Here is a 23,086-nt window from a genome sequence, read left to right on the forward strand (position 1 = left end):
GGCGTGGATAATGGTGCTTTGACGGCGCCTTGGGAGACTGACCGGGGCCAGGGATTGACCTTAGGTTATCAATTCTGTTAACAATGTGCGGTCAGGGTTCGTGGCCGCGCCATATCTTGTTTTTCTCCAGTGATGTTATCTGTTAAAACGTACCGTTGCTGTTTGCCTGCTACTTGTTTGATTGTTAATAATATAAGATGGATTAGGCATTTGTCAATGTTGTATATAGTTATATATAGTTATGTATTGTTAAGTTTGAGGTGCAGATAGATGGCAAGTCCGCAAATAGAAGTCATTTTTGATGAAAATACTGCCACGTTTACCTATGTGGTTTATGCCGCTGCAGGGAGCGAATGCGCGATTATCGATCCGGTGCTTGATTACGATCCGGTCGCCGGCCGTACCGCAACCACCTCGGCCGACCGCGTGATCGAATTCGTGCGCAGCAAGGACTTGAAGGTGCAATGGCTGCTGGAAACCCATGCCCACGCCGATCACATTTCGGCGGCGCCTTATCTGCGCCGGCGCCTGGGCGGCGCCATCGCCATCGGCGACCAGATCAGGTTGGTGCAGGGCGTATTCAAAAAAGTATTCAACCTGCAATCGGAATTCCTGCTCGATGGCAGCCAGTTCGACCATTTGTTCGCGCCAGGCGAGATTTTCCATATCGGCAGCTTGCGCGCGCAGGCGCTGCATGTGCCTGGCCATACGCCGGCCGACATGGCTTATCTGGTGGGACAGGACGTCGCGTTTGTCGGCGACACGCTGTTCATGCCCGACCTCGGCAGCGCGCGCTGCGACTTCCCCGGCGGCAGCGCCAGCAGCCTGTATCGCTCGGTGAGCAAGTTGCTGGCTTTGCCGCCGTCGACCCGCCTGTTCGTATGCCACGACTATCCGCCGGACGGCCGGCCTCCTGCCTGCGAGGCGACAGTTGCCCGGCAGCGTGCGGAAAACATCCATGTGCGCGACGGCATCAGCGAAAGCGAATTCATCGCCATGCGTAACCGGCGCGACGCCACGCTGGCCTTGCCGACCCTGATGCTGCCGTCGATCCAGCTCAATATCTGCGCCGGCGTGCTGCCGGCGGCGGAAGAGAACGGCGTGAGTTACCTGAAGATTCCCTTGAACGTCGCTTTTTAAGGCAAAAAGGCTTAAAAGGACGATCCGGGCTGCCGCAGGAATTCCAGTTCTTCAGGCGTCGACTGGCGTTGCTGGATCCGGTTGCGGTGCGGGAAGCGGCCGAAGCGGGCGATGATGTCGCGATGCCGGATGGCGGACGACAGGTAGCCGGCAAAACATTCTTTCTGGCTGGCCGCGACTTGCTCCACCAATGCGGCGCCAAGCGCTACCGCCTGTTCCTGGTCTTGCAGCAGCTCCGAATGCGTCAGCGGCAAATGCAGGAAGACACGCTCGATCGGGCGCAATGCGGCATAAAAATCGGTTTGCCGACCTTTGCAGCTAAAGCCGCGCGCCAGCGCATCGAAGGCGAACGAACGCGGCGTATCGCGATACATGTTGCGAGGAAACTGGTCGGTCAGCAGGACCAGGGCAAGCAGGCCTTGCGGCGTATGTTCCCAATCCGCCAGCTGGCTGTTCTCGGCGGCCAGCACGGTTGCTTCAAACCGCTGCCTGACCTGCAAATCGATATCCGAGTTCTTGCTCCACCACAGGCGGGCTTGACGGTTAGCGGTGGTGACGTCGTCCGGGCTGTCGCCAAACCAGAATTGCCTGATCTGGAGAATGTTTTCCATGGTCGATCGGTCAGCCGGCGCTGCGCCGCGGCAGCACGTAGATAAGCAGATCGCCGATGGTGACTTTTTGGCCGGCCTGGATCTTGCAGGTCTTGCGCAGCTCGATCTTGCCGTCGACGGCCACCACGCCGCTGGCGACCAGCGCCTTGCCGGCGCCGCCGCTGTCGCACACGCCGGTCAGCTTGAGCAGTTGATTGAGTTCGACGTAGTCGCTATTGAGGCGTAGTTCCAGTTGTTGCATGGTATTCCGATATAAATGAATAAATGTCAGGCGCCGGCTGTACGCCCTAGCGCAAGTTGCGCCTGGTCGAGCCAGACGTGCAGGTGGTCCAGCAAATCCTGCCGGCTGAACGAGCAGCTTTCTTCGCTGAACAGGCTGCCGGCTTCCAGCCGTCCGAGAAAATTTTCCGCGACTTCCGCAAAACGCGGCGGCAACGCTGACAGCAGCGCGGTTTGCGCGCGCCAGGCCTGGCACAGGGCGGCGACGGTGCTGCCGCTGTTTTGCGTGGCGCCTAAGGCCGCGCGCAAGAGTTGGATCGTGTCTTGATGCTGCATGATGTAACCGTCTATCTGTTTAATGCGTCAGCCCGGCCAGCACGAACAGACCGATCGCGGCCAGGAATGCAACGGCCCACACGGCTGAACGCAGGCTGGGGCGGTCTGCCAGGTACAGGACGGTATAGGCGATGCGGGCTGCGATAAATACCAGCGCCAGCAAATTCAGCATGTTCTGGGCGGCATGCACTTGCTGCGCAATGATCACGCCGGCGGCGAAAAACGGGAAAGCTTCGAAATGATTGCGGTGGGCGTAATCGGCTCGGCGCCGCAGTCCCGACTGTTTTTCCAGCCAGGCGCGCGGTTCAGCGTTGTCAAAATCGGGACGGCCGCGCTTGGCGAGCGCGACCGTAAACAATGGCATCAGTCCGGCAATCAATACGCACCAGTAAGCAATCGTCATGGAACTCCCGTGATCTGGTTATGGGTTGGCTGCGGTTAAAGCGCTTTGGTTTCAAACGTGTTGCAGGACTTGACTTCGCCGCTGCTGACGCCTTGCTTGAACCAGTGCACCCGCTGCGCCGAAGTGCCATGGGTGAACGAGTCCGGCACGACATAGCCCTGTTCCTGTTTTTGCAGGGCATCGTCGCCGATCGCGGTAGCTGCGTTCAGGGCTCCTTCGACATCGCCTTGCTCCAGGATGCTGCGCGCCTGGTTGGCGTGGAAGGCCCAGACCCCGGCCAGGCAGTCGGCTTGCAGTTCAAGCCGCACCGACATGGCGTTCGCCTGTGCTTTCGACATCTGGCGTTCGGCGCTGTTGACCTTGTCCATGATGCCCATCAGGTTTTGCACATGGTGCCCGACTTCATGGGCGATCACGTAAGCCTGGGCAAATTCGCCGGATACGTGGAAGCGCTGCTGCATCAGCTGGTAAAAGCTGAGATCGATGTATACCTTGCGGTCGCCGGGGCAATAGAAGGGGCCGGAAGCGGTCTGGCCGGTGCCGCAGGCGGTTTGCGTGGCGCCGGAAAACAGCACCAGCTTCGGCGGCGGATAAGTCTTGCCGTTGGCGCGGAAAATCTGGGTCCAGACGTCTTCAGTGTCGGCCAGCACCGTGCGCACGAATTTGGTCTGGCGGTCTTCAGGCTGCGCACTGCGATTGGGATTTGGGGCTTGCTGCGACTGCGGCTGGCTGACCGGTCCGCCGCTGAGCAGGCTCAGTACGGTGGTCGGGCTGATGCCGAAGAAATACGAAGCCACCAGCGCGATGGCGATCGTGCCAAGGCCAATGGAACGGCCGCCGCCGAAACCGCCTCCTCCGCCTCCGCCATCATCGCTGCGGCGATCTTCGACGTTGTCACTTTCCCGATTGCCTTCCCATTTCATGGCTGCTTCCCCCGTTGACTTTAGTAGGCAATTCTAACGGAACAGCTACAGATATAGACGTAAAACTACTGTGAGATATTGTAAAAAATCTACTTGAAATCCCATTTCATCTGTTCGGCAATCGGGATGTGTTTTGCCGATTCGACGCAGAGCGCGATGTAATCGGTAAACCGCGGGGCAGGGCGGATTCCTTCGGTCAGCAGGTTTTGATTATCAAATACATAATTCAGGCCGGCAAAAGCTCCATACAGCTTGAGCGCGCGCAGCAGCAGGCGGTCATTGCATTCCGGCACGCATTCGCGCATGCGCGGCAGCAGGGTCGGGATGGCGTCCGGCGTGATCTGCTTGTAAGTGGCGCCTATCGGTTCGATGCCGCGCGCCGCCGCCAGCGCCAGGTCGATTTCGCGGAACGATACGCAGGAGCCGAGGCCGGCCGAGATATGGAATACGTTGTGGGTCAGCGTTTCTTTCTGGGCCAGGTCGATGATGGCTTGGGCACACCAGTCGACCGGCACCACGTCGACTTTTTCGTCGAGTGAGGTGGTCAGCGCGCCCAGCAGCTGCCAGACCATGAAGACCCAGAAAATGCTTTGCGAAGGGGCGCAGCCCAGCACGGTATGGCCGACGATGATCGATGGCCTGACATACACCACCGGCAGGTCCGGATAGATGTCGCGCAATTTCTTTTCACCCATTGCCTTGGAGCGGGTGTAGGCCACCAGGTGTTCGTCGCCGAGCGGCAGGTCGATCTGTTCTTTCACCACGGCATTGATGCCAGCGCCTTCGCCGCAAGCCATGGCGGTGCCGATATACATGAAGCGCTTCAAGGCCGGCCGCTGGTGCATCAGCTTGCCGAGCGCGAGAGTGCCGTCGACATTGATTGTTTCGAGCAAGGGATGGTTCGAGAAAGTCGCCAGGGCGGCTGAATGGATGACCACCGAAACCCGGTCCAGGCGCGGGTCGCCGCTGATCTTGTCGAGTTCCGACAAATCGCAGCAGAGGATTTGTTCAACCCCGATTTGCGCCGCGTCGGCCGCGCTCGCACCCAGCAGCAGCAGGTTTTCGATAACCCTGGCATGCGCCGCAGCCGGGGTTTCCGCTCTTGCCAGCAGCAACAGATTCTTGCCTAGGCCACGATGAATTGCCTCAACTGCGTTGGCGCCACCTAAGAAGCCGGTCGCACCGGTCATCAACATTAAATTATTCATGAAAGGCGTGTGCTCTTGTAACTTTTCTGATAGAGATTGATGGTTGCGCCTGCTGGCTGGTTAGACGCTGGCTACTGGGTGCTTATGGTGTCGGGAGTAATTGTGATGCCTGGTGGTTTTAGATTTTCTCATAAGGCGGCACAAGTTTACATACCATGTAACGCGCGATTCTATAGTAAGGTTGACAAACGGATACAAAGATTTACAAAGGGTAGCATGTTGCCGAATGCCAATTGTTTTTTGACTGTCTTTGGATAATCGAGAAAAAAAAGCTAAGTGAATGTTTTTTAACATTTAAATTTGCTTTTCGTGAACTTTCATCAAGCAAAAAGTGACCAAAGGTTAAAGAATTATCGGGTGCTGTCGTCAGGTAAGGCATTTGTCTGGCGCGCCCGTTCCACATTCAATCCTGTCCTATCTTCATGGCCGCGCCCCGTTTTGCGCCTGGGCATGTTCAAGATTTGTCGCACGATGAACCGCCAAATTGGGAGTCAACATGTTCTACTGGATCGCAGCGTTGCTGGTCGGCGCCATGGCATTAATGCAGTTGCGCGCGAGCGCCTGGATCTGGCTGCTGGCCATCCTGCTCTGGATAGGCGGCGGTTTCCGGTTTGCCGGAATTGGCGCGCTGGCAGCGGTGCTGCTGTTGCTGCTCATGGTGATCCCCACCTTGATCGTGGCTATCAAGCCTTTACGATACACCTTGCTCAGCCGCCCGATACTGCAGATATTCCAGCGCATCCTGCCGCGCATGTCGGAGACCGAGCGCGACGCCATCGAAGCCGGCACCACCTGGTGGGACGCCGAGCTGTTTTCCGGCAAACCGGCCTGGGACAAGCTGCTGCAGCTGCCGGCGCCGAAACTGACGATTGAAGAGCAGGATTTTTTCGACAACGAAGTCGAGCAGCTGTGCGGCCTGGTCAGCGACTGGGAAAGCACCGAGATCTGGCAGGACCTGTCGCCGCAAGCCTGGCAGTTCGTCAAGGAGAAAGGGTTCCTCGGCATGATCATTCCCAAGCGGTATGGCGGCAAGGAGTTCTCTGCCTACATGCACTCGCAGGTGATCATGAAGTTGTCGTCGCACTGTTCGGCCGCGGCGATTTCGGTGATGGTGCCGAATTCGCTGGGGCCGGCTGAACTGCTGCTGCAGTACGGCACCGAAGTGCAAAAGGATTATTTCCTGCCGCGCCTGGCCGCCGGCGAAGAGATCCCGTGTTTTGCCTTGACCAGTCCGTACGCCGGTTCCGATGCGGCGGCAATTCCGGATATCGGCGTGGTTTGCGTAGGCAGCTACGATGGCCAGGAAATGCTGGGTTTCCGCATTACCTGGGACAAGCGCTACATCACGCTGGGGCCGGTGGCGACGGTGCTGGGCCTGGCGTTCCGGGTGCATGATCCAGACCATTTGCTGGCAGCCGACGGCAGCACCGACCTCGGCATCACCTGCGCGCTGATTCCTGCCAGCCATCCCGGCGCGGTGACCGGTCGCCGCCATTGGCCCTTGAATGCTGTATTCCAGAACGGTCCGACTTCCGGCAAGGATGTGTTCATCCCGCTCGACTGGGTGATCGGCGGCCGCGACATGATCGGCAAGGGCTGGCGCATGCTGATGGAATGCCTGGCTGCCGGCCGCGCGATCTCGTTGCCGTCGTCGACAGTCGGTTTTTCCAAGCTGGCGGTGCGCGGCACCAGCGCTTATGTAGCGATGCGCCACCAGTTCAAGATCCCGATCGGCAAGTTCGAAGGCGTACACGAGATGCTGGCGCGCATGGGCGGCAACCTGTACCTGATGGACGCCGTGCGCAGGCTGTCGGCGCTGGCGGTGGACGCCGGCGAAAAACCTTCCGTGATTTCAGCCATCTCGAAATACCATGTGACCGAGCGCGGCCGGGTGCTGGTCAACGCCGGCATGGATGTGCTGGGCGGCAAGGGCATCTGCATGGGGCCGAACAATTTCCTGGCGCGCAGCTACCAGCAGATGCCGATTGCGATTACGGTCGAAGGCGCGAATATCCTGACGCGCTGCCTGATCATTTTCGGGCAGGGGGCGATCCGCTGCCATCCTTATGTGCTGAAGGAAATGGCGGCTGCCGGCGAGGGAGACCAGGGCAAGGCGCTGGCTGATTTCGACCAGGCGTTCTTCGCCCACATCAGTTTTGTTTTCGCCAATTTTTCACGCACCCTGTTGGCAGGCCTGACCAGCGGCAGCCTGCCTGGCGCACCGAGCGCCGCACCGGCGGAGCTGCGCCATTTCTACCGCGCGGTCAACCGCATGTCGGCCGCATTTGCGCTGCTGAGCGATATGTCGATGTTTGTCATCGGCGGTTCCCTGAAATTCCGCGAACGGATTTCCGGCCGCCTGGGCGACATCCTGTCGCAGCTGTACCTGGTGTCGAGCGTGCTCAAGCGTTACGAGGACGACGGCCGGCCGCAGGAAGATTTGCCTTACGTGCATTGGGCGATACAGGATTCCCTGCACCAGGCGCAGGAGGCATACCTGGGCGTGCTGGACAATTTCCCGAACCGCGCGCTGGCCATCCTGCTGCGTTTCATCGCGTTTCCTTTCGGACGGCCATACAAGCTGCCGTCGGATGCGCTGGACAGCACGGTCGCCCGCATCATGCAAACCGACAGCGACAGCCGCGACCGCCTGACCGCCGGCATGCATATGCCGAGCACCGAACAATCGCCGCATGCTTTTGGCGAGCTGGCGTTCCAGCTGATCCCGCAGGTGAATGCGATCGAAGCGCGCCTCAAGCCGGCAATCCAGGCCGGCACGCTGCCTCCTCTGCCGCAAAGCCTGGTCGAGATGCAGCGCTGGATAACGGCGGCCGCTGCCAGCGGCGACATTACGGAAGCGGAACAGCAGGTCTTGCACGATTTCGCGCACTGCGGCGATATCAGCGTCCAGGTGGACGATTTCCCGCAAGATTTCAACTTGCTGGAATCGGCGCAGACGCGCCTGCAAGCGTTGCGCCAGCCTTGAACGCCAATCATGGAATTTGCAACAAAATAAGAAAGAAAACCGATGACTACCCTAGTGCAACCGGGCCTGAAACTGCGGCCCCTGGAGCGTAACGACCTGCATTTTGTGCATCAGCTCGACAATAACAGCCACATCATGCGTTATTGGTTCGAGGAGCCGTATGAAGCGTATGTCGAACTGGTGCAGCTGTACGACCAGCACGTCCATGACCAGAGCGAGCGGCGTTTCATCCTGGAAAGCGACAACGGCGAAATGGTGGGACTGGTGGAGCTGGTCGAGATTACCCATATCCACCGGCGCGCCGAATTCCAGATCATCGTCGCCCCCGGCGCGCAAGGCCGGGGCTATGCCGAGCGCGCCACCCGGCTGGCGATCGAATACGCCTTCTGCGTGCTCAACCTGTACAAGCTTTACCTGTATGTCGACAAGGAAAACCACAAGGCCATCCATATTTACCAAAAGTGCGGATTCGCGCTGGAAAGCGAGCTGAAAAGCGAGTTTTTCATCAATGGCGTGTATCGCGACGCAATCCGCATGTGCATGTTCCAGCCGGAATACCTGGCCAAGCGCGGGCGTTGAGGATTTCTTGCAATGCGCCCCGAGGCATCAAAACTTCCTTGACTTAGCCATTTCTAAGATATATCTTAGTATCTCATTCAATGAGATAAGGAAGAAACATGTTTGGACATAGAAGAGGCTGCGACCACGGCCGCATGCATCAAGGTCATGAAAGGCAACATCGGGGCGGCGGCCTGTTTGAACGCGGCGGGCGGCGTGAAGGCGGGCGCGGCGGGCGGATGTTTGAGCAAGGCAGCCTGCGCCTGGTGATCCTCAAGCTGTTGCAAGAAAAGCCACGCCACGGCTACGAAGTGATCAAGGCCATCGAAGAACTGGTTGGCGGCGACTACAGCCCGAGCCCGGGCGTGATCTACCCGACTTTGACGCTGCTGGAAGAGCTGGGCTACACGGCGATCGAAGCAGAAACCGGCGGCAAGAAGCTGTATCGGATCACGGCGGAAGGCAGTGCGTTCCTGGCTGAAAACGGAGAAGCCCTGGCCTTGGCGCTGCAGCGCCTGGAAACCGCGCAGCGCGCATCGGGCAGCTCGGCGCCGGAGCTGCGGCGGGCGATCCAGAATTTTCGGATGGCATTGCATACGCGGCTGGAAAAGGGTGAGCTCAGCCAGGACCAGATCCACGCCATCGTCGACGCCATCGACCTGGCAGCCGTGAAGATCGAACGCATCTGAAGCAAGGCGTTACCGCCATATCAGGCAACCGCAAGTCGTTTGGAAAGAAGGAGCAGTTATGCGTGAACACCGTTACCGCATCACCCTGGAGCACCTGGCAACACCAAAACAAGGCGAGCCGGCCCATGCCGCCATCGGTTTTGAAACCGGCAACCACGACGATCTGTTTACGATCGTCGACAAGGTGCGCAGCAAGAACCAGTTTGACGCCGATGCTGCAGCTTCGCTGGCGCTGGGCTTGAAGCTGTTTACCGAAGTGATGCTGAAAAATCGCAGCCATCCGCTATTCGCAGATATCAATCAGCCCATGCGCGATTTCATCCAGAAACTGAAAGCGCTGCCGCAAGCCGATGCGCAAACGTCGCCGGCGCTGGCGCCGGAAGTACAGGATTAATAAGGAAACCGGGCGGGACGCCGACCCGGTTGTTTGAACGCAGGTACGCGGGCCCGGGATGGTTTTCGGTCATACGACAATCATCCCGGGCCTGCTTTGTATAAGTACAGCCATGCCGCAGCCGGCGGCGGTTCGTTGTTACCGGGCCGGCGCAATCATCTCGGCATAGTCATACAGCGCGCCAAGAATTTCTTCGCCGCGCTCGTCCGCCGATTCCGACAACTTGTCTATCTCTTCAAACAGCATCTCGACCGTGCGCGCCTTGCCTTCGCCGTCGAACAGGCGCGCCACCCGGTGTTCTTCCCAGCGCTGCCGGTCTTCCGCGGCCAGCGTCTCAGGGAAATTCCGGGCCCGGTAGCGGAACGCCAGTTCTTCCAGGCGCTGGTCGTCAAAACTGATGCGGGCGGCCGCCAGCTTTTGCGGCGGCAGGGCGCGCAATTCATTCAGCTTGCGGCGATCGTTATTGCCGACGAAACCGCCGTACAGGTCTTCATCGACATCGCCGGCCGGCTCATCGGGACGCTGGAACACCTGGCGCCATAAGCCGCTGAGGTCGGGAGCCCGCGCCGCGATCTCGGCATGGCGCAGCGCCAGCGGGATATCGGTGCCCCAGCGCGCCGCCATGTCGGCCGACAGCGTTTGCAATTTATTGATCACCATCGGCGATTTGTTCAGGTGCACCGATTTCAAGGGCAGGCGGGTTACGCCTTCGGGCAGGTCGGCAGCCTTGCTGAACAGCCGGGTGCGCACGGTATCCGCATCCAGGGAAAACAGTTCGCTTGGATCGAACGCCAGGTCCCAGGCCAGGATTTCATTTTTGTTGGTGGGATGCACGCCGAGCGGCCACATGACGGCCAGGCAGCCGTGTTCGGCCGGGAACATGCCGGAAATATGCAGGAACGGCCGCGGCGTCGGCAAGCCGATTTCAGCGCCGGCGCGGTCTTTCTTGTGCAGGGCCAGGCAGAAATCGAATAGCCGTGGCTGGTGTTGCCGTATCAGCCTTGCCAGGCCGATGGTGGCCCGCACGTCGGACAGCGCATCGTGCGCGGCTTCATGGCTGAGGCCGTTGGCGGCGGTCAGGTGTTCCAGGCGGAAACTCGGCCGTCCCTCATCGTTCACCGGCCATTGGATGCCCTCGGGGCGCAAGGCGTAGGCGGTGCGCACCACATCCAGGATGTCCCAGCGGCCGCACTGGTTCTGCCATTCGCGCGCATAGGGATCGATCAGGTTGCGCCAGAACAGGAAACGCGTGACCTCGTCGTCGAAGCGGATCGTGTTGTAGCCGACGCCGATTGTGCCGGGTTCGGAAAACGCTTTCTCGATCTGGGCCGCGAACTGGTATTCGGGAATGCCGCGCTCCAGGCACTGCTGCGGCGTGATGCCGGTGATCAGGCAGGATTGCGGATCCGGCAGGAAATCATTTGCAGGTTGGCAATACAACATGAGCGGCTCGCCGATTTCGTTCAGCTCGGCGTCGGTACGGATTGCCGCAAATTGGGCCGGGCGGTCACGCCGCGGCTGGACGCCGAAAGTTTCGTAGTCGTGCCAGAGGAAGGTATGCGTGGACATGGAGGGCTAGGTGCTTGAAGGAGGTGCAGCAGTTTACAGTCATCTTTCCATGCCTGTATAGCAGTTTTACAACGCTTTAGGCGAAATCGTAAGCCTGGCTAAAATGGGGCTTTTAGCCCCTTAAATTCACAAAACTGATAACTGCTATTGGCAATCGAAATTGGATAATTGATGGGGAAACGCTATTCTGATTGTGCGACGCAACAATTGGCTTGCGGTGAACGCAAAACGAAAGAGGAATACATCATGTCTACAATGACTATCAGCAACAGTTCTAGCATCTCCCGTCCAGCTGCTTCGGCCCAAGCCCAAGCTGCCGGCGTCCTGGCCAGCATCGCTGCATTTTTCAAGCGCGTCGGCACTGCCTACGAGCGTTCGGAAGCGGCACGCAAGGAAGCTTACCTGGCAGAAGCCGTCGACCTGTATGACCTGGAATACCGCATGCAACGCCTGGACCGTGAGAGCGCCCAGACTGCAGCGTGGATCAAGGGTTTCTAAGCATCGCGTCGGGTATGACGGCAGCTCCATGCCGGCAGTAAGCAAGCTGCAAGCGTTTGCAGCAAGAAGTAGTTTCAGTACCCTGCAGTAGTTCGTCTTTATCGCTGCGTAGCAGTCGGGCATCCCGCCGGCATTGGCCGTCAGACCGGGTTGCCCTGCTGCTCACACAGTGCATGCCTTGTCACATCTCCCAGCTACGAATTCAGTGCTTCAGTGCGATTCCGTCAACAGCGTGAAATGCTCGACGGTGGGCGCCACGGCAAAAAACGGCCCGACCAGTGCGCGCCATTTGGCAAAGGCCGGCGATTCGCGGAAATCCACGGTATGGTTTTCCAGCGTCTGCCAGGAAATCGTCAGCACATAGCGCTCCGGCGACTCAATTCCCTTGTGTATCTTGAAACCGGCAAATCCTTTGGCTTTGCTGATGACTTGTTCGATGCCGCGCTGGATCGCGGCGTCGAATTCCTGTTGTTTACCAGGCTGGATGCGGATGTCGGCTAATTCGAGAATCATGGTGGTTCCATCGTTTTGGTTGGCGGAACGGGAATTGTCGCATTTTTAGACAAACCAGGCGGCAATCAACCTTTGTGGATTCCCCTCCCATTGACTATGCTGAGTGTATACACAGTCATAGGAGACCATCATGTTGGGTAGACAACGACTCTATTTCATGTTGCCGGACGTTTCCAGCGCACGCAGCACGCTAGACGAGCTGCTGCTGGCCAGGGTGGGGATTCGGCACATTCACTTCTGGGCCGCGGACGGCACGTTGCCGGCCGATATGCCTGAGGCCAATGTGTTTCATAAAACCGACCTTGCCAACGGCGCTGAAATCGGTTTGCTGGCCGGCGGCGTGATTGGTCTGCTGCTGGGCATGTGGCTGGTGTATTTCCCGCCGGAGTGGGTGCACCTGAACTGGCTGGCGCTGGTGGCGCTGACCTTGGCCGGCGCGGTGCTCGGCAGCTGGATGTCGGGGATGGCTGCGGCGGCGCTGCCCAATTCCCGCCTGAAGGCGTTCCATGCCGGGATCGACCAGGGCAAGATACTGCTGCTGGTCGACGTGCCGTTCAAGCGCGTGCCGGCGATAGAGGAGTTGATTGAAAAGCTTCACCCGGAAGCTGCTTTCTCTGGAGTGGAAAAGCATATTCCTGTCTTCCCGTAGTAAATGCATCGGACTAGCGACAAAAAAACACCGGCCATCGCGCCGGTGTTTTTTTATGCAAATCGCAAGACATTTCTTTCCTGATCTCGATTGTCATTTTGCGGTGGGCTTCGTACACTAGCTTGCGGTAAAAAAACAAAATCAATCATACGTTTTACGCTGCCCGTTGCGCCTGGCCTGTACCTCATGCGGCCGCGGCAGGCAGGTAAATCGACATACAGAGAGGAAATTCATGGCGGCTTCTTATTTTCCCAAATGGCGCCTGCGCGCCAGCATAGCGGACGGGCAGGGCCAGGTGATCGCTGCCGACGAACGCTTGCCTTGGCCGCAGACTTTCGCCATGGGGGTGCAGCATGTTGTGGCGATGTTCGGTTCGACCGTGCTGGCGCCGCTGCTCATGGGTTTCGATCCGAACCTGGCGATTTTCATGTCCGGCATCGGCACCTTGCTGTTCTTCGTGCTGGTCGGCGGCCGGGTGCCGAGCTATCTCGGCTCCAGCTTTTCTTTCATCGGCCTGGTGATTGCCGTCAGCGCTTACGGCGGCCATGGCCTCAACCCCAACCTCGGCGTGGCGCTGGGCGGCATCATTGCCTGCGGCGTGCTGTATGCGCTGATCGGCTTGCTGGTGATGGCGATCGGCACGCGCTGGATCGAGACCCTGATGCCGCCTGTGGTCACCGGCGCGGTGGTGGCGGTGATCGGGCTCAACCTGGCGCCGATCGCAGTCAAGGGCGTCAGCGGCAACAACTTCGACGCCTGGATGGCGCTGGGGACGGTGCTGTGCGTGGGCGGTGTCGCCGTGTTTGCGCGCGGCATGCTGCAGCGGCTGCTGATACTGGTCGGCCTGATGCTGGCGTATGTGATTTATGCGTTGCTGACCAATGGCGCCGGCCTCGGCAAGCCGATTGATTTCGGCATCGTTGCGCAAGCTGCATGGTTCGGCATCCCGCATTTCTCGGCACCGGTATTCAAGGCTGACGCCATGGCTTTGCTGGCGCCGATCGCAATCATCCTGGTGGCGGAAAACCTTGGCCATATCAAGGCGGTGGCTGCCATGACCGGGCAAAATCTCGATAAATACATGGGCCGCGCTTTTGTCGGCGACGGCTTGGCGACGATCGTCTCCGGCAGCGTCGGCGGCACCGGTGTCACCACTTACGCGGAAAACATCGGCGTGATGGCGGTTACCAAGATCTATTCGACGCTGGTGTTCGTGGTGGCGGCCTGCCTGGCCATCATCTTGGGTTTTTCGCCGAAATTCGGCGCCGTGATCCAGACCATCCCGGGTGCGGTGCTGGGTGGCGTGTCGATCGTGGTGTTCGGGTTGATCGCTGTGTCGGGGGCGCGTATCTGGGTCGAGAACAAGGTCGATTTCTCCAACAACCGCAACCTGATCGTGGCGGCCGTGACCCTGGTGCTGGGAGCCGGCGACTTTACCTTGAAGCTCGGCCAGTTCTCCCTGGGCGGCATCGGCACCGCGACTTTCGGCGCGATCATCTTGCATGCCTTGCTGCGCGAAAAGAAATCCTGAGCCGGAATTGAATGACCTGTGAATCATGAAAAAAGCTGCGCATTGCGCAGCTTTTTTTGTTTCTACCAGGCTTGCTTGGCGACCTTCGCCGTGGCCTTTGCCGCGGCGGCGGGTATGAACTCCAGGCGCAAGCTCTTCATCAGGCAAACCATGTACAGCACCAGCACCACGGAAAACGGCAACGACGCCAGCACGATCGTGGTTTGTATCGCACTGATGTTATCCGCGAACATCAGGCCGACGGTGACCGCCATGATCAGCGCCGACCAGAAAATGCGCAGCCAGTGCGGTGCATCGGCATCGTCGTCGGCGCCGCGCACCGACAGGTTGGCCAGCATCACCGCGCCCGAATCGGCCGGCGTCAGGAACAGCACGAAGCCGACGAAAATCGCCACGCCCGACATGGCGGTGCCGAACGGGTAGTGCGCCAGCAGCTTGTACATGGTCATGGCCGGCTGTTCCAGCGCTGCCCGGCTCAACTCGGCTGCGCCGTGCCTGATCAGCAGGTCCAGCGCGCTGTTGCCGAACACCGACAGCCATACCAGGGTGAACGCCAGCGGCAGCAGCAGTACGCCGGTGACCACTTCGCGGATGGTGCGTCCGCGTGAAATGCGGGCGATGAACAGGCCGACGAATGGCGCCCAGGAAATCCACCAGGCCCAGTAGAACAAGGTCCATTTGCCGAGCCAGTCGCTAGGGCGGTCGTAGGCGTACAGGTCAAATGTCTTGCTGACGAAGTTGCTGGCGTAGTCGCCCAGGTTCTGGATCATGGCGTTCAGCAGGTGCAGCGTCGGTCCCATCGACAGCACAAAAACCAGCAAGCTCGCAAACAGCACGACATTCAGGTTCGACAGGCGCCGGATGCCGGTTTCGACGCCGGAGATCGCCGCCAGGGTCGCCACCATGGTCATCACGATGATCACCGCCAGCAGCGTGCCGTGGCTGTTTTGCAGGCCGAACAGGTGTTCCAGGCCGGCGCTGATCTGCAGCGATCCTATGCCCAGGTTGCTGACCAGGCCCAGCACGGTCACCACGATGCCGAAACAATCGACGGCGTGGCCGGCGGCGCCATGGACGCGCTCGCCGAGCAGGGGATACAAGGCAGTGCGCAAAGCCAGCGGCTGCTTGTGGCGGTAGGCAAAGTAGCCCAGCGCCACCGCGATCAAGGCATAGATGGCCCAGCCGTGCAGGCCCCAGTGCAGGAAGGTCAGGGTCATTGCCTGGCTTGCCGCGGCCGGCGTCGCGGCCGCTCCTTGGGGCGGATACAGGTAATGCGTCAACGGTTCCGAGGCGCCGAAGTAGAGCAGGGAAATGCCGATGCCGGAAGAAAACAGCATGCCGGCCCAGGCGCCGTAGCTGAAGGCTGGCTGTTCGTCGTCCGCACCCAGTTTTATCTTGCCGTAAGGAGATGCGGCGAGCCAGACGATGAAGCCAAGGTAAGCGGCCACTACCAGCATGTAGTACCAGCCGAAGCTGCTGGCCAGGGTCGCTTGCGCGCTCGACAGCCAGGCGGTGGATGCCTGCGGGAAGGCGATGATGATGGCGGTGAAGGCAATGATCAGGATTGCCGAAGAGAAGAAGACGGGGCGGTTGAGCCGTGTCTTTAGGGATGGCCGATGGCTGACGGCTGATGCCGGGGCGCTCATTTGAGCTGCCCGCGCAATGCTGGTTTTGCTGCCTGGCCTGACTGTCTCATTGTCTTTGTGTTTGATTGATGTTGCATTTGTAAACCTCATTCCGATTCTGTCGCCGGGTTTCTGGCCTGATTTTGTTTTTTTTGTTTTCATAAAGAAAACATTTTGCTGTCAATAATACCTTGTATTTAAATTGATTGAACGTCCAATCAATTTAAATTATACTGAATTTAGGCAGCGGACGGCAGGCCGCTTTCCGCGAATGTTTTGAGGGGAAGTGCGTTGAGGAAAAAAAACGAGATGCTGCCGCTGCGCCGCAAGCAACTGATCCAGGCCACGCTGGAAGTGATCGACCGGGTCGGCCTGGCTGACGCCACCATTGCCTTGATTGCCAGGCAGGCCGGTTTGTCGACCGGCATCATCAGCCATTATTTCGGCGACAAGAGCGGCTTGCTGGAAGCGACCATGCGCCAGATCCTGCGCGATTTAAGGGAAGACACCCTGCGCCGCCGCAGCGAACTGGCGGAAGACAGCGCCGCCGCCCATTTGCGCGCCATCGTCGACGCCAACTTCAACGACAGCCAGGTCAGCGGCCCTGTCATGAAAACCTGGCTGGCATTCTGGTCGTCCAGCATGCACCAGGAATCGCTGCGCCGGCTGCAGCATGTGAATGACCAGCGCCTGCGTTCCAACCTGTGCTGCCAGTTTTTGCGCGAACTGCCGCTGCCGCAAGCGCGCCAGGCGGCCCGCGGGCTGGCGGCGATGATCGACGGCTTGTGGCTGCGCGGCTCCTTGTCGGGCAAGACCTTCGACGCCGACGCAGCGCGGCAGCTGGCCTACGAATACCTGGATTACCAATTGGCAAAGAACAGCAGCGCCGCTGCAAGCGCCGCAGCCGCCTGATCTTTGACCCACCTGATAGCAACCCATTGAGGAGAATCCCCATGCCTGTTTTCAAGCAGCAGCAACTTTATATCGGCGGCCGCCGCGTCGACGCCAGCGGCAGCGATACTTTCCAGACCATCAATCCCGCCAATGGCGAAGTGCTGGCAGAAGTCCAGCGCGCCACCAAGGCTGACGTCGACCGCGCCGTCGCCAGCGCCAAACAAGGCCAGCGCGCGTGGGCCGCGCAGACCGCCATGCAGCGCTCGCGCGTATTGCGCCGCGCGGTAGCGATCCTGCGCGAGCGCAACGACGAACTGGCCGAACTGGAAACCCTGGATACCGGCAAGGCGCTGTCGGAAACGCGCGCCGTCGACATCGTCACCGGCACCGACGTGCTGGAATACTACGCCGGGCTGGTGCCGTCGATCGAAGGCACGCAGATTCCCCTGCGCGAAAGCTCATTTGTCTACACCCGGCGCGAGCCGCTCGGCGTGGTGGCCGGCATCGGCGCCTGGAATTATCCGATCCAGATCGCCCTGTGGAAATCGGCGCCGGCGCTGGCGGCCGGCAACGCGATGATTTTCAAGCCCAGCGAAGTGACGCCGCTGAGCACCCTCAAGCTGGCTGAAATCTATACCGAAGCGGGTTTGCCGGACGGCGTCTTCAATGTGCTGACCGGCAGCGGCCGTGAAGTCGGCACCTGGCTCACCGAGCATGCCGGCATCGAAAAGATCTCGTTCACCGGCGGCACCGCCACCGGCAAGAAAGTCATGGCCAGCGCCTCCAGCTCGACGCTGAAGGAAGTGACCATGGAACTGGGCGGCAAGTCGCCGCTGATCGTGTTCGCCGACGCCGACCTGGAGCGCGCCGCCGATGTCGCCGTGATGGCGAATTTCTACAGCTCGGGCCAGGTGTGCACCAACGGCACCCGCGTGTTTGTCCACAATTCGATCAAGCAGGCGTTCGAAGCCAAGGTGCTGCAGCGGGTAGCGCGCATCCGCCTCGGCAATCCGCTCGAGATGAACACCAACTTCGGCCCGCTGGTCAGCTTCCCGCACATGGACAGCGTGCTGTCTTACATCGAATCCGGCCTGGCCGAAGGCGCGCGCCTGCTGGCCGGCGGCAAGCGCGAAGTCGGCGGCGCCTATGCCAGCGGCGCTTATGTGCAGCCTACCGTGTTCACCGACTGCCATGACGACATGAAGATCGTGCGCGAAGAAATCTTCGGCCCGGTCATGAGCATCCTGTCTTTTGACGAAGAGGATGAAGTGATCCGCCGCGCCAACGACACCGAGTACGGCCTGGCGGCCGGCCTGATGACGGAAAACCTGAGCCGCGCGCATCGCGTCATCCACCAGCTGGAAGCAGGCATCTGCTGGATCAACACCTGGGGCGAATCGGCGGCCGAGATGCCGGTCGGCGGTTACAAGCAATCCGGCGTCGGCCGCGAAAACGGCTTGACCACGCTGGAACATTACACCCGCATCAAATCGATTCAAGTCGAGCTGGGCGCTTACGCCTCGGTGTTCTGAGCGCGGTTGCAACGCTACCGCCCACGTCTCACAACGATGCCGCCGAGCCGGCATCGGCAGGAAGGATCATCATGCAGCAAGCAAAAGAATACGATTACATCATCATCGGCGCCGGTTCGGCCGGCAATGTCCTGGCTACGCGCCTGACCGAAGACGCGGATGCCAGCGTGCTGTTGCTGGAAGCCGGCGGTCCCGACTACCGCTTCGATTTCCGCACCCAGATGCCGGCGGCGCTGGCGTTTCCGCTGCAAGGGCGGCGTTACAACTGGGCTTATGAAACAGATCCCGAACCGCACATGGACAACCGCCGCATGGAATGCGGACGCGGCAAGGGCCTGGGCGGTTCGTCGCTGATCAACGGCATGTGCTACATCCGCGGCAATGCGCTGGATTACGATCACTGGGCCAAGCGGGAAGGGCTGGAGAACTGGTCTTACCTGGATTGCCTGCCGTACTTCAAGAAGGCTGAAACGCGCGACATCGGCGGCAACGACTACCACGGCGGCGACGGCCCGGTCAGCGTGACCACGCCGAAGAGCGGCAACAACGTGCTTTACCACGCGATGGTGGAGGCTGGCGTGCAGGCCGGTTATCCGCGCACCGATGACCTCAACGGTTACCAGCAGGAGGGTTTCGGTCCGATGGACCGCACCACCACGCCGCAAGGGCGGCGCGCCAGCACGGCGCGCGGCTACCTGGACCAGGCGCGGGCAAGGCCCAACCTGACGATCGTGACGCATGCCTTGACCGATCGCATCCTGTTCTCCGGCAAGCGCGCCGTCGGCGTCGCTTACCTGCACAACGACCAGCCGCAAACCGCGCAAGCGCGGCGCGAAGTGCTGCTGTGTTCGGGCGCGATCGCTTCGCCGCAAATCCTGCAGCGCTCCGGCGTCGGTCCGGCTGCGCTGCTGCGCCAGCATGATATTCCCGTGGTGCTGGATTTGCCGGGCGTCGGCGCCAACCTGCAAGACCACCTGGAAATCTACCAGCAGTACGAATGCAAGCAGCCGGTCTCGCTGGCGCCGGCATTGAAGCCGTGGAACCAGCCGCAAATCGGCGCCGAGTGGCTGCTGATGGGCAGCGGCATCGGCGCCAGCAACCAGTTCGAGGCCGGCGGTTTCATCCGCAGCGACGACAGCTTCGAGTGGCCGAATATCCAGTATCACTTCCTGCCGGTAGCGATCAACTATAACGGCAGCAACCCGATCAAGGTGCACAGCTTCCAGGCCCACATGGGCTCGATGCGTTCGCCCAGCCGCGGCCGGGTCCACCTGCGCTCGAAAGACCCGCGCCAGCATCCGAGCATCCTGTTCAACTACATGTCGACCGAACAGGATTGGCAGGAATTCCGCAACGGCATCCGCATCACGCGCGACATCATTGCGCAGCAGGCGTTGTCTGCCTATGCCGGCCGCGAAATTTCACCGGGCGCCCAGGTGCAGACCGATGCGGAACTCGATGCTTTCGTGCGCCAGCATGCTGAAACCGCTTTTCATCCATCCTGTTCCAACGCCATGGGATATGACGAGATGGCGGTGGTGGATAACCAGGGCTGGGTGCATGGCTTGCAAGGCCTGCGCGTGGTGGATGCATCGATCATGCCGCAGATTACCACCGGCAACCTGAATGCGCCGACCATCATGATTGCGGAAAAAATCGCCGACTGCATCCGCGGCCGGCAACCGCTGCCGCGGGTGGAGGTGCCGTATTTCGTCGCCGGCGGCAAGCCGGCACGGCAGGGATGATCAATGCGGCGCCATGACGGCGCCGCTGCCTCGTCAGTGCTTTTGAAAGGCAGCGCATATCAATGCCGCCGCAGCGTAGGCAATGCCCGCCAGGCAGACGCCGCTCCAGCCGCCGGCGACCCAGGCCAGTGCCGCGCTGGCCGCGCCTAGCGCGCCGCCGATAAAGAAAATACCGACAAACAAACCGTTCAAGCGCCCCCGCGCTTCCGGCTGCAGCAGGTTGATGGCGCGCCGGCCCAGGGTCTGGTCGGTGGTCACGCCGGCGTCCAGCCCGATGGCGGCCAGCACCAGCATGCCCAGCGCCAGCCGCGGATGGACGGAAATGGCGAAACCGCCCCATCCGGCGCCGGCCACGCCAGCCAGCAACAACGCCCCTATCATCAGCAGGTGTGCTGCCAGGGTCGCCTGGCGGGTCCAGCCGCGGTCGCCGATGCGGCCGGCCAGCGGCGCAACGATGGCGCCCGCCGCGCCCGCCAGGGCGAACAGGGCGATGTGGCGCTGGTTCATGTTGAACGGCTGCTGCGTCAGGAGCAGGGCGACCGCGGTCCAGAACAGGCTGAAAGCAGCCATGGCAAGCGCGGCGGTCAGCGCGCGCCGGCGCAGTACCGGCTGGCTGCGCAGCAAGCTCCACAGCGATCTGATCAAGGCCGGATACGACAGGATGGCGGCGGGCTGGCGCTGCGGCAGCGTGCGCCTCAGGGTGGCCGCAACCACGGTTACCGAAACGGCCAGCACAAGATACAGCAGGCGCCAGCCGCCCGCATCCACCAGCAAGCTGGCCAATGGCCGCGACAGCAGGATGCCCAGCATCAGGCCGCTCATGACGTTGCCTACCACCTTGCCGCGATGCGCCTCGCAAGCCATCAGCGCCGCCAGCGGCACCATGATCTGGATCGCGCTGGAGGCAGCGCCCGCCAGGAAGATCGCCAGCAGGAACAGCCAGCCGGAAGTCGACAGCGTGGCCGCTGCCAGCGCCAGCGCGCAGCACACCAGCAAGCGCACGATCAGGCGCCGGTTTTCCAGCAGGTCGGCAAGCGGCACCAGCAGCACCAGGCCGGCGGCGTAACCGAGCTGCGGCAGCATGGCGACCATGCCGCTCAGCCGAGCATCCAGGCCCAATGCCGCGGCGATCGGACCGATCAGGGTCTGGGTTGCGAATAAATTGATGACGGTAATGCCGACCGCGGCAGCGAACAGCAGCTGCAGCCCGATAGAGATGCCGTCACCGGCGATGCGTGCGGCACTCATCTTGGAGGCAGGGTAGGGAACGGTTGAGGGGAGTCGAGGGGTATTCATCGTATTCTTCCCAGGGGAAGAGTGGCCGGTTTTCAATGGGATGATTGTGCATCGTCGATGTTTATGCTACAAGTGAATTATCATCATAAATATTATGCGAGTTTGTTTGTGAATACGCATGACATCGAAGCTTTCGTCGCCGTGGTCGAGACCGGCTCCATTGTTGCCGCGGCGACTCGCCTGCACCTGACCCAGCCAGGCATCAGCCGTCGCGTGCAAAGCCTGGAAGAGCGGCTGGGAGTGGCGCTGCTTGAGCGGCAGTCGAAGCCGCTCAAGCCGACTGCGGCCGGACGCGAGGTCTACCAGCGCGGCCGACGCGTGCTGGGATCGGTGGCGGATCTGCTGGCGGGCGTCGAACCCGGTTCGGAAGCGAGCGGCGAATTCCGGCTTGGGGTGGCGCCCTTCGTGGCGGAACTGGCTCTGGCCCAGCCTATCGACAGGCTGCGCAGCGAATTCGCCAGGCTGGCTTTGCGCATTACAACCGGCTGGTCGCCGTCGCTGCTGACCCTGCTGGAAAGCAATGCGATCGACGCCGCTGCGGTAGTTCTGCCGGACGACGTGATGCCGCCTGCCACGCTGACCACGCATTTGCTTTGCCACCAGATCCCGCTGATCGTGGCGCGCAAGGCGGCGCCTTTGCGCAAGGGCAGCTTGTCACTGCAGGAACTGGCGACGCAATCCTGGGTGCTGAGCCAGGACGGCTGCGGCATACGCCGCTCGATCCGGCATGCGCTGGATGCGGCGCGTTTGTCGGTGGATATTGCGGTGGAGACGTATGGCAGCGAGCTGCAATTGTCGCTGGTGGCGCGCGGCGTCGGCATCGGCATGGTGATGCCGGGCGCCCTGGCGCGCAGCGCATTCCGCGAGCAGTTGCGGGTGTTGCGGGTGCCGCAATTCAAGGGCGGTGTGAATACCTGGCTGGTGCACGCCCGGGCGCCGGGGCGGCTGGCCGCGCCGATCGAGCGCCTGCGTCAGGATATGAGCGCGATGCTGGACGCGGAGGAACAGTTGCCGCTGTGAACGGCCAGGCAAGATTAGCGCTGGCCGAACAATTTTTGCCTGACGGACGCCGGTATCTCGACGGACAAGGATTGGTGGCTGCGCACCCGAAAAAAAGCCCCGTTCAAGTAAGAACGGGGCTTTTTCGTTAGTCTGTCAGGCAGGACAGATGAGGGCCAGCTGCCGGCTTAATAAGCGCCCATGAAGTCACGCTTGCCGACTTCCACGCCGTTGTGGCGCAGGATGTCATAAGCAGTGGTCACATGGAAGAAAAACTGCGGCAGGCCGTAGCCCAGCAGGTAAGTCTGGCCGGTCAGCTTCTTTTCTTTCGGGGTACCTGGCCGCAAGACGATTTCCAGCGTTTCGCTGCCGTCGATCTGCGCTGCGCTCAGGCCGTCGATGAACGCCAGCGTCTTCTGGATGCGGGCATGCAGATCGGCGAAAGTCAGTTCGCTGTCTTCATACGCAGGAACTTCGGCGCCTGCCAGGCGGGCCGGCACGCTCTTGGCGAAATCGGCAGCGATCTGCACCTGGCGCAGCAGCGGGAACATGTCGGGGAACAGGCGCGCCTGCAGGAAAGCGTTGGGATCGATCTTCTTTTCGGCGGCGTGCGCTTCGGCCTTTGCCAATACGTCGTTGAGTGCGCTGAGCATCTGCTTGAAGACAGGAATCGAGGCGCTGTACATGGAAATGGTCATGGTGTTCCTTGGTTGGTTGTAGCTTGGTGTCCGGGAAAGGTGGCGTGATTATAGTACTTGCGTGCCGGGC

At 60.6% G+C, this 23,086-nt stretch carries 23 protein-coding genes; 12 read left to right on the top strand and 11 right to left on the bottom strand.

What is annotated here, in order from left to right; translation table 11 throughout:
- The first annotated feature begins 270 nt into the window (after positions 1-270).
- On the top strand, positions 271-1,140 hold the full coding sequence (locus AC07RZ_RS03260) for an MBL fold metallo-hydrolase (protein WP_494666881.1): 870 nt from the start codon (positions 271-273) through the stop codon (positions 1,138-1,140).
- A gap of 11 nt (positions 1,141-1,151) precedes the next feature.
- Here AC07RZ_RS03260 and AC07RZ_RS03265 read toward each other — a convergent pair whose 3' ends face one another.
- The 6 genes from AC07RZ_RS03265 to AC07RZ_RS03290 form a co-directional block, all read right to left on the bottom strand.
- Positions 1,152-1,751 carry a DUF924 family protein gene (locus AC07RZ_RS03265; RefSeq protein WP_494666882.1) on the bottom strand — a complete coding sequence of 200 codons (600 nt, stop codon included), beginning with the start codon at positions 1,749-1,751 and terminating at the stop codon, positions 1,152-1,154.
- Between the two features lie 10 nt (positions 1,752-1,761).
- Positions 1,762-1,992: an RNA-binding S4 domain-containing protein gene (locus AC07RZ_RS03270; protein ID WP_061539267.1), complete on the bottom strand. Its 231-nt coding sequence runs from the start codon at positions 1,990-1,992 to the stop codon at positions 1,762-1,764.
- A 26-nt stretch (positions 1,993-2,018) separates the two neighbouring features.
- Positions 2,019-2,306, bottom strand: coding sequence for a hypothetical protein (locus AC07RZ_RS03275; RefSeq protein WP_494666883.1), 288 nt, complete (start codon positions 2,304-2,306; stop codon positions 2,019-2,021).
- 19 nt (positions 2,307-2,325) lie between these two features.
- Positions 2,326-2,709, bottom strand: a complete 384-nt coding sequence (locus tag AC07RZ_RS03280) for an MAPEG family protein (protein ID WP_494666884.1) — start codon at positions 2,707-2,709, stop codon at positions 2,326-2,328.
- A 35-nt stretch (positions 2,710-2,744) separates the two neighbouring features.
- A complete protein-coding gene (gene ypfJ, locus AC07RZ_RS03285; protein ID WP_494666885.1) occupies positions 2,745-3,632 on the bottom strand; it encodes a KPN_02809 family neutral zinc metallopeptidase in 888 nt (295 codons plus the stop codon).
- A gap of 89 nt (positions 3,633-3,721) precedes the next feature.
- Positions 3,722-4,840, bottom strand: a complete 1,119-nt coding sequence (locus AC07RZ_RS03290) for an SDR family oxidoreductase (RefSeq protein ID WP_494666886.1) — start codon at positions 4,838-4,840, stop codon at positions 3,722-3,724.
- 496 nt (positions 4,841-5,336) lie between these two features.
- Here AC07RZ_RS03290 and AC07RZ_RS03295 point away from each other — a divergent pair, with 496 nt between their 5' ends.
- From AC07RZ_RS03295 to AC07RZ_RS03310, 4 genes are all read left to right on the top strand, one after another.
- Positions 5,337-7,826 carry an acyl-CoA dehydrogenase gene (locus AC07RZ_RS03295; RefSeq protein ID WP_494666887.1) on the top strand — a complete coding sequence of 830 codons (2,490 nt, stop codon included), beginning with the start codon at positions 5,337-5,339 and terminating at the stop codon, positions 7,824-7,826.
- A 42-nt stretch (positions 7,827-7,868) separates the two neighbouring features.
- Positions 7,869-8,405: a spermidine N1-acetyltransferase gene (speG, locus tag AC07RZ_RS03300; protein WP_144738685.1), complete on the top strand. Its 537-nt coding sequence runs from the start codon at positions 7,869-7,871 to the stop codon at positions 8,403-8,405.
- A gap of 98 nt (positions 8,406-8,503) precedes the next feature.
- Positions 8,504-9,073 (top strand): PadR family transcriptional regulator, encoded by a 570-nt coding sequence (locus AC07RZ_RS03305; RefSeq protein ID WP_144738686.1) that lies wholly within the window; start codon positions 8,504-8,506, stop codon positions 9,071-9,073.
- Between the two features lie 58 nt (positions 9,074-9,131).
- Complete coding sequence (locus AC07RZ_RS03310) at positions 9,132-9,467, top strand: DUF3861 domain-containing protein (protein WP_494666888.1); 336 nt, start codon at positions 9,132-9,134, stop codon at positions 9,465-9,467.
- Between the two features lie 138 nt (positions 9,468-9,605).
- Here the strand turns inward: AC07RZ_RS03310 and sbcB are convergent, their stop codons facing one another.
- A complete protein-coding gene (gene sbcB, locus AC07RZ_RS03315; RefSeq protein WP_494666889.1) occupies positions 9,606-11,036 on the bottom strand; it encodes an exodeoxyribonuclease I in 1,431 nt (476 codons plus the stop codon).
- 255 nt (positions 11,037-11,291) lie between these two features.
- Here sbcB and AC07RZ_RS03320 point away from each other — a divergent pair, with 255 nt between their 5' ends.
- A complete protein-coding gene (locus AC07RZ_RS03320; RefSeq protein WP_139220185.1) occupies positions 11,292-11,534 on the top strand; it encodes a DUF3563 family protein in 243 nt (80 codons plus the stop codon).
- 210 nt (positions 11,535-11,744) lie between these two features.
- Here the strand turns inward: AC07RZ_RS03320 and AC07RZ_RS03325 are convergent, their stop codons facing one another.
- Positions 11,745-12,047: an antibiotic biosynthesis monooxygenase family protein gene (locus tag AC07RZ_RS03325; RefSeq protein WP_494666890.1), complete on the bottom strand. Its 303-nt coding sequence runs from the start codon at positions 12,045-12,047 to the stop codon at positions 11,745-11,747.
- 130 nt (positions 12,048-12,177) lie between these two features.
- Between AC07RZ_RS03325 and AC07RZ_RS03330 the strand changes: the two genes are divergently transcribed.
- Together AC07RZ_RS03330 and AC07RZ_RS03335 are read left to right on the top strand one after the other, a co-directional pair.
- Positions 12,178-12,696 (top strand): DUF1269 domain-containing protein, encoded by a 519-nt coding sequence (locus AC07RZ_RS03330; protein WP_144738690.1) that lies wholly within the window; start codon positions 12,178-12,180, stop codon positions 12,694-12,696.
- A 232-nt stretch (positions 12,697-12,928) separates the two neighbouring features.
- Positions 12,929-14,227, top strand: coding sequence for a solute carrier family 23 protein (locus AC07RZ_RS03335; protein ID WP_494666891.1), 1,299 nt, complete (start codon positions 12,929-12,931; stop codon positions 14,225-14,227).
- Between the two features lie 62 nt (positions 14,228-14,289).
- On the opposite strand, the gene AC07RZ_RS03340 is transcribed toward AC07RZ_RS03335, so the two are convergent.
- Entirely contained in the window at positions 14,290-15,873 is a 1,584-nt protein-coding gene (locus tag AC07RZ_RS03340; RefSeq protein ID WP_494666892.1) for a BCCT family transporter, read from the bottom strand.
- Between the two features lie 288 nt (positions 15,874-16,161).
- On the opposite strand from AC07RZ_RS03340, the gene betI reads away from it, so the two are divergent.
- From betI to betA, 3 genes are all read left to right on the top strand, one after another.
- Positions 16,162-16,764, top strand: a complete 603-nt coding sequence (gene betI / locus AC07RZ_RS03345) for a transcriptional regulator BetI (RefSeq protein WP_494667039.1) — start codon at positions 16,162-16,164, stop codon at positions 16,762-16,764.
- Positions 16,765-16,805: 41 nt separating this feature from the next.
- Positions 16,806-18,278: a betaine-aldehyde dehydrogenase gene (gene betB, locus AC07RZ_RS03350; RefSeq protein WP_494666893.1), complete on the top strand. Its 1,473-nt coding sequence runs from the start codon at positions 16,806-16,808 to the stop codon at positions 18,276-18,278.
- A 71-nt stretch (positions 18,279-18,349) separates the two neighbouring features.
- Complete coding sequence (betA, locus tag AC07RZ_RS03355; protein WP_494666894.1) at positions 18,350-20,023, top strand: choline dehydrogenase; 1,674 nt, start codon at positions 18,350-18,352, stop codon at positions 20,021-20,023.
- Between the two features lie 33 nt (positions 20,024-20,056).
- Here betA and AC07RZ_RS03360 read toward each other — a convergent pair whose 3' ends face one another.
- Positions 20,057-21,319: an MFS transporter gene (locus AC07RZ_RS03360; RefSeq protein WP_494666895.1), complete on the bottom strand. Its 1,263-nt coding sequence runs from the start codon at positions 21,317-21,319 to the stop codon at positions 20,057-20,059.
- A gap of 108 nt (positions 21,320-21,427) precedes the next feature.
- Here AC07RZ_RS03360 and AC07RZ_RS03365 point away from each other — a divergent pair, with 108 nt between their 5' ends.
- Positions 21,428-22,339, top strand: a complete 912-nt coding sequence (locus AC07RZ_RS03365; RefSeq protein ID WP_494666896.1) for a LysR family transcriptional regulator — start codon at positions 21,428-21,430, stop codon at positions 22,337-22,339.
- A 167-nt stretch (positions 22,340-22,506) separates the two neighbouring features.
- Here AC07RZ_RS03365 and AC07RZ_RS03370 read toward each other — a convergent pair whose 3' ends face one another.
- Complete coding sequence (locus tag AC07RZ_RS03370; RefSeq protein WP_494666897.1) at positions 22,507-23,016, bottom strand: DUF1993 domain-containing protein; 510 nt, start codon at positions 23,014-23,016, stop codon at positions 22,507-22,509.
- Positions 23,017-23,086 lie beyond the last annotated feature (70 nt).

It is taken from the genome of Collimonas sp. GW821-FHT07E08 (genome assembly GCF_059418905.1).

Excerpts from the sequence above, each read along its gene's own strand:
- AC07RZ_RS03260 (WP_494666881.1), top strand. The coding sequence starts at position 271 with ATGGCAAGTCCGCAAATAGAAGTCATTTTTGATGAAAATACTGCCACG.
- AC07RZ_RS03265 (WP_494666882.1), bottom strand. The coding sequence starts at position 1,751 with ATGGAAAACATTCTCCAGATCAGGCAATTCTGGTTTGGCGACAGCCCG.
- AC07RZ_RS03270 (WP_061539267.1), bottom strand. The coding sequence starts at position 1,992 with ATGCAACAACTGGAACTACGCCTCAATAGCGACTACGTCGAACTCAAT.
- AC07RZ_RS03275 (WP_494666883.1), bottom strand. The coding sequence starts at position 2,306 with ATGCAGCATCAAGACACGATCCAACTCTTGCGCGCGGCCTTAGGCGCC.
- AC07RZ_RS03280 (WP_494666884.1), bottom strand. The coding sequence starts at position 2,709 with ATGACGATTGCTTACTGGTGCGTATTGATTGCCGGACTGATGCCATTG.
- ypfJ (WP_494666885.1), bottom strand. The coding sequence starts at position 3,632 with ATGAAATGGGAAGGCAATCGGGAAAGTGACAACGTCGAAGATCGCCGC.
- AC07RZ_RS03290 (WP_494666886.1), bottom strand. The coding sequence starts at position 4,840 with ATGAATAATTTAATGTTGATGACCGGTGCGACCGGCTTCTTAGGTGGC.
- AC07RZ_RS03295 (WP_494666887.1), top strand. The coding sequence starts at position 5,337 with ATGTTCTACTGGATCGCAGCGTTGCTGGTCGGCGCCATGGCATTAATG.
- speG (WP_144738685.1), top strand. The coding sequence starts at position 7,869 with ATGACTACCCTAGTGCAACCGGGCCTGAAACTGCGGCCCCTGGAGCGT.
- AC07RZ_RS03305 (WP_144738686.1), top strand. The coding sequence starts at position 8,504 with ATGTTTGGACATAGAAGAGGCTGCGACCACGGCCGCATGCATCAAGGT.
- AC07RZ_RS03310 (WP_494666888.1), top strand. The coding sequence starts at position 9,132 with ATGCGTGAACACCGTTACCGCATCACCCTGGAGCACCTGGCAACACCA.
- sbcB (WP_494666889.1), bottom strand. The coding sequence starts at position 11,036 with ATGTCCACGCATACCTTCCTCTGGCACGACTACGAAACTTTCGGCGTC.
- AC07RZ_RS03320 (WP_139220185.1), top strand. The coding sequence starts at position 11,292 with ATGACTATCAGCAACAGTTCTAGCATCTCCCGTCCAGCTGCTTCGGCC.
- AC07RZ_RS03325 (WP_494666890.1), bottom strand. The coding sequence starts at position 12,047 with ATGATTCTCGAATTAGCCGACATCCGCATCCAGCCTGGTAAACAACAG.
- AC07RZ_RS03330 (WP_144738690.1), top strand. The coding sequence starts at position 12,178 with ATGTTGGGTAGACAACGACTCTATTTCATGTTGCCGGACGTTTCCAGC.
- AC07RZ_RS03335 (WP_494666891.1), top strand. The coding sequence starts at position 12,929 with ATGGCGGCTTCTTATTTTCCCAAATGGCGCCTGCGCGCCAGCATAGCG.
- AC07RZ_RS03340 (WP_494666892.1), bottom strand. The coding sequence starts at position 15,873 with ATGAGCGCCCCGGCATCAGCCGTCAGCCATCGGCCATCCCTAAAGACA.
- betI (WP_494667039.1), top strand. The coding sequence starts at position 16,162 with ATGCTGCCGCTGCGCCGCAAGCAACTGATCCAGGCCACGCTGGAAGTG.
- betB (WP_494666893.1), top strand. The coding sequence starts at position 16,806 with ATGCCTGTTTTCAAGCAGCAGCAACTTTATATCGGCGGCCGCCGCGTC.
- betA (WP_494666894.1), top strand. The coding sequence starts at position 18,350 with ATGCAGCAAGCAAAAGAATACGATTACATCATCATCGGCGCCGGTTCG.
- AC07RZ_RS03360 (WP_494666895.1), bottom strand. The coding sequence starts at position 21,319 with ATGAATACCCCTCGACTCCCCTCAACCGTTCCCTACCCTGCCTCCAAG.
- AC07RZ_RS03370 (WP_494666897.1), bottom strand. The coding sequence starts at position 23,016 with ATGACCATTTCCATGTACAGCGCCTCGATTCCTGTCTTCAAGCAGATG.